The organism is Legionella sp. km772 (assembly GCF_003989735.1).
Classification (GTDB): Bacteria; Pseudomonadota; Gammaproteobacteria; order Legionellales; family Legionellaceae; genus Legionella.
The window spans coordinates 1-4,139 of the sequence record NZ_RZGQ01000224.1; the positions used below are offsets into that span (position 1 = coordinate 1).

Genomic DNA, 4,139 nt, shown 5'->3' on the forward strand with positions numbered 1-4,139 from the left:
TGGAAAATCAAATAATCACTATAAAGATCAAGCATATCCATTTAATTCCCTCCCTAAAATTAAGGGCGGAATTCTAATGCTTTTTAGTCAAACTACAAGTTTATGTGCGTAACATGAGTTATATAAGAGATTTTTTATGGGAATAGTCAAGAAAAACTATTACTTGCTCACTGGCGGCCCTGGTAGTGGTAAGAGTTCTGTCCTTCATTATTTAAAAATTCAATCCCATCGTGTTGTGGAGGAGGCTGCTCGAGCAATTCTAAAAGAGCAAAAAAGGAGAAAAGGGAATGCGACTCAATTTGGTGATCGTGCTCAGTTTTGCCAACTTATGTTGAGGCAATCTTTAGAAGATTTTAAAACACATTTAAGTTGTACGGAGAAGATTTTTTTTGATCGGGGTCTTCCTGATTTGTTAGGTTATAAATCTATAGCCAATGATGCCCGTTGGACCTCTATTATTGAAAAGGTTGAGCTCGCCAATCTAGAATACCGGTATAACCAAGAGGTTTTTTTGTTCCCTCCCTGGCAAGAAATTTATACTCTCGATGATGAACGTAGCCACAGTTTTTCGCAAGCATCCCAGGCTTACGATTTAATTAAAGAAGCACTTCTTGAGGCCAATTACTTTCCCATTGAAATACCTAAAGTACCAATTGAAGAAAGAGCTCAATTTATTCTCAGTAAAACCCAAAATGTAGTATAGGCAGGGAAGGTTTTGATGAATCCTGATTAGTTATCAGGATTCATCAAATTTAGATAGTTCAAATCCTATTGAGGGGGGAACAAGTCTTGAAACTTAACCCTGCTTTTTAAATGAATTGCTTTGCGTCGTAATTTCGCCAAATCAAACAACTTATAAATGATGATCGGCACTATAAAGCTTACCACGCCAATGCCAAAAGCGAGTTTATAGGTGGGATCTTTATTAAACACTAAGAAAAATAAAGCGATTAGCATTAGTACTATAGCCACTATTCCTGTATAGGGATAGCCAGGGGTAGAATAACGTAAATCTTTTATAGAATAACCTGCTTGATATAATCGTTTTCTAAAAGAAATTTGTGATAGACATAACGATATCCACGCTAAGGTACCAGTAAATCCTGACACGAGAAGCAAGGCCACGTATAATTTAGTCTGGCCAAAAAAGTACCCGACGCCTAATAAAGTCCATACCCCGATTAGGGTAGCAATTACTGCATTTTGCGGTATAGCATTCTCGTTAAATTTCGCAAAAGCATGAGGTGCCATACCATCTCTTGCCAAAGCATTTAAAGAGCGGACAGTTCCATAAAATCCAGAATTTGCGCAGGAAAGAGTTGCGGAGAGGGTTACAAAACTTGTTACCGCACCAGCCCAGCCCAATCCATGAAAGTTTAATGCATCAGCAAATACAGAATTAGATAAACCTGCTTTTTGCCAAGGGAAAATTAAAACTAAACAAAAGACAGGAATAATATAAATGAATAAGATTCTAAAGGTCACATTTCTTATCGCATGAGGGATCATGCGCGCAGGATTTTCTGATTCCCCTGCAGCTAAGCCGATAATTTCCGAGCCTTGATAATTCACCAAAAGCAATACCATCGCGGTTAGAAGAGACATTGCGCCATTCGGTAGCAAGCCCCCATCACCTAGCATGTATTTCATTCCTATGAAGCCTTGTGAGTTGCTGCCATGAATGATACCGAAAAATATAAGTAAGGCTAAGATAACAAAGCCCATGAGTGCAATAATTTTAATTAAGGCCAGCCAAAATTCAATTTCCCCGAAGGTATCTACTTTGGCTAAGTTGATATAGGTTATGAGTAAACCGAAACAAATGGCGCACAAATAACCATTTACGCCAGTGAACATCTCCATAATAATGCCGCCGGCTACACACTCTGCAGGAATATAGGCAACCCAACTAATCCAATAGGACCAGCCAACCCCGCACGCGACGGAGGGGGAAATAAAATCGGAAGTATAGGTCACAAAAGAGCCCGAAATAGGAATTGCGACAGCCAACTCCCCCATGCACAGCATGGTTAAATAAATAATGAGTCCGCCTAGCATATAAGCAATAAAAACAGCAGGTCCTACGAGATTAATTACCTCACCTGTCCCTAAAAAGTAACAGGAACCAATAATTCCTCCTAATGCGATTAATTGAACGTGTCGGTCTTTTAAACCACGGTTATAGCCAGCATCTTTAATCGGCTTAGAGCTTGTTAGGTTAGTCTTATTCACAGGCTGTTTGGTTCTCACTAAGTAATAATAAAAAATAATAAATCTAATGTTATATTTATCCTAAAACTTTTAAAACCATTGATCTTTAAAAAATTAAAATAAATTATAACGTAATGATTTATCTCAATATTTTTTTATTTAAATTGCTATGTTTGCTAATGCAAAAAAAATGTTCCGCGGTTATAGCATAAAAATTGCTCTTTTAAAAGAAAATATAGTATTTCACTTCTATAAATATAGTGGATATTTTCTAAATTTTTTAATTAAGATTAGATATTGAAGAAATCGCTTTGACCTATGGAACGAGCTATTATAGGATTAAAATTTACTTTCTAAACAAGAACCTGTATGCGCTCGTATTTTTTAATTATCCTTATTTCAATCACTATCGCTTTCAATGCCTATAGCGCTGAGAAAATAGATTGTACCAGCCACCGATGTATTGCAGTAATTAATGCAGGAAGTACAGGTTCACGAGTATATATTTATACTTATGACTTAGACACCACCAACACGCCAACCCATATCACTAAGGTCTGGAGTAATGCGATCAAACCGGGCCTTGCAACTCTCGAACCCAAGTCTTCTGCTATTTTCCCTTATTTGAATGAATTATTGAATGAGCTTCCTGAATATAAAGGACGAGTATATTTTTATGCTACCGCGGGTATGAGATTAAACTCCAAAGAAAACACTGATGCGATTTATACCTTAATAAGGACGTGGTTCAAAGGGAAAGAAAATTTAAAACTGATTGAGGCGAGAACAATTGAGGGAAAAGAAGAAGGGCTCTTTGATTGGTTGGCAGTTAATTATCAACTGAAACGGTTAAATCAAACGAGTAAACCTTTGGCCGCCGTAATTGATATCGGCGGTGCCTCAACTCAGATTGCCTTCCCATTACCAGAATCTCAACCCGATGGGTTAAATGACGAACAAAATATATACTCATTAACTTTATACGGCCATAAAGTAAAAGTGGTTTCCTATAGCTTCTTAGGATTGGGAGAGAATAAAGCTCTTGAACCCTTTCAAAAATTTTCACCCTGTTATGCCCAAGGCTATCCCTTAAGCGCCGAAATACAAGGAAGGGGCAATATGCCGCAGTGTACCCAATCTATCACGAAACTGATCAATACCTATCCATTAAATGATGTAAAAAAGCTGGTATCGAGCTACTCACCGCAAGAATGGTATTTGATAGGAGGAATCACTTATATGTTGGATAGTATTCACCTAAAAACCAATGATAAATTCACCAACCAAGAGATGGCTTCCAAATCTGAACAACAATTTTGCCAAACCCTATGGTCTACATTAAAAGATGATGCCAAAAAACAAGATAACCGCCAAAACAGCTGCGCAGTCTCCTCTTACCTCTACTCCTTACTGGTAAATGGCTATGGTATTTCAAATAAAGAGCCTATTAATTTAATGCCCAATAACCAGATAGATTGGAGTATAGGCGTGGTGTTCCTTAACCCCTAAATCTTACTATTGAAAGTTTGAGCAAGTACAGTATACTTTTTATAATGCCGCTGTAGCTCAGTTGGTAGAGCAGTTGATTCGTAATCAAAAGGTCGGAAGTTCGATTCTTCTCAGCGGCATAGTAAAATCAATGAGTTATAAATATAATAAATAAAAAATTTATTGCGTGTCGAACATGTGTCGAAGTCTCAGAATCAATAATCCTGTATACTATTCAAAGCAAACATTGGTTAGTCATGTCTATACTTACAATGACTTATATAAAAATGCTTATTGATGCCTATTAAATTATCGATGCTTATTAGGCAACGTCCCTGAAGTTTTTATAGACAAGATTTTATTTTGAATTGGTCACAGATTTTTTAATTTCACTTCGATCTACCCCCTCTCCCGCGATAGGAACTTTGATAGTATGATGA

General features: G+C 37.1%; 3 protein-coding genes and 1 tRNA gene. 3 read left to right on the forward strand and 1 reads right to left on the reverse strand.

The window, feature by feature from the left end:
• The first annotated feature begins 136 nt into the window (after positions 1 to 136).
• The gene (locus ELY15_RS14140; protein WP_127101143.1) at positions 137 to 703 is read left to right on the forward strand and encodes an AAA family ATPase; all 567 of its coding nucleotides are present in this window, start codon (positions 137 to 139) and stop codon (positions 701 to 703) included.
• A gap of 65 nt (positions 704 to 768) precedes the next feature.
• On the opposite strand, the gene ELY15_RS14145 is transcribed toward ELY15_RS14140, so the two are convergent.
• Entirely contained in the window at positions 769 to 2,250 is a 1,482-nt protein-coding gene (locus ELY15_RS14145) for an amino acid permease (protein WP_127101145.1), read from the reverse strand.
• 330 nt (positions 2,251 to 2,580) lie between these two features.
• Here ELY15_RS14145 and ELY15_RS14150 point away from each other — a divergent pair, with 330 nt between their 5' ends.
• Positions 2,581 to 3,720: a multidrug DMT transporter permease gene (locus tag ELY15_RS14150; RefSeq protein ID WP_127101147.1), complete on the forward strand. Its 1,140-nt coding sequence runs from the start codon at positions 2,581 to 2,583 to the stop codon at positions 3,718 to 3,720.
• 46 nt (positions 3,721 to 3,766) lie between these two features.
• Positions 3,767 to 3,839, forward strand: a tRNA-Thr gene (locus ELY15_RS14155).
• Positions 3,840 to 4,139: the final 300 nt, after the last annotated feature.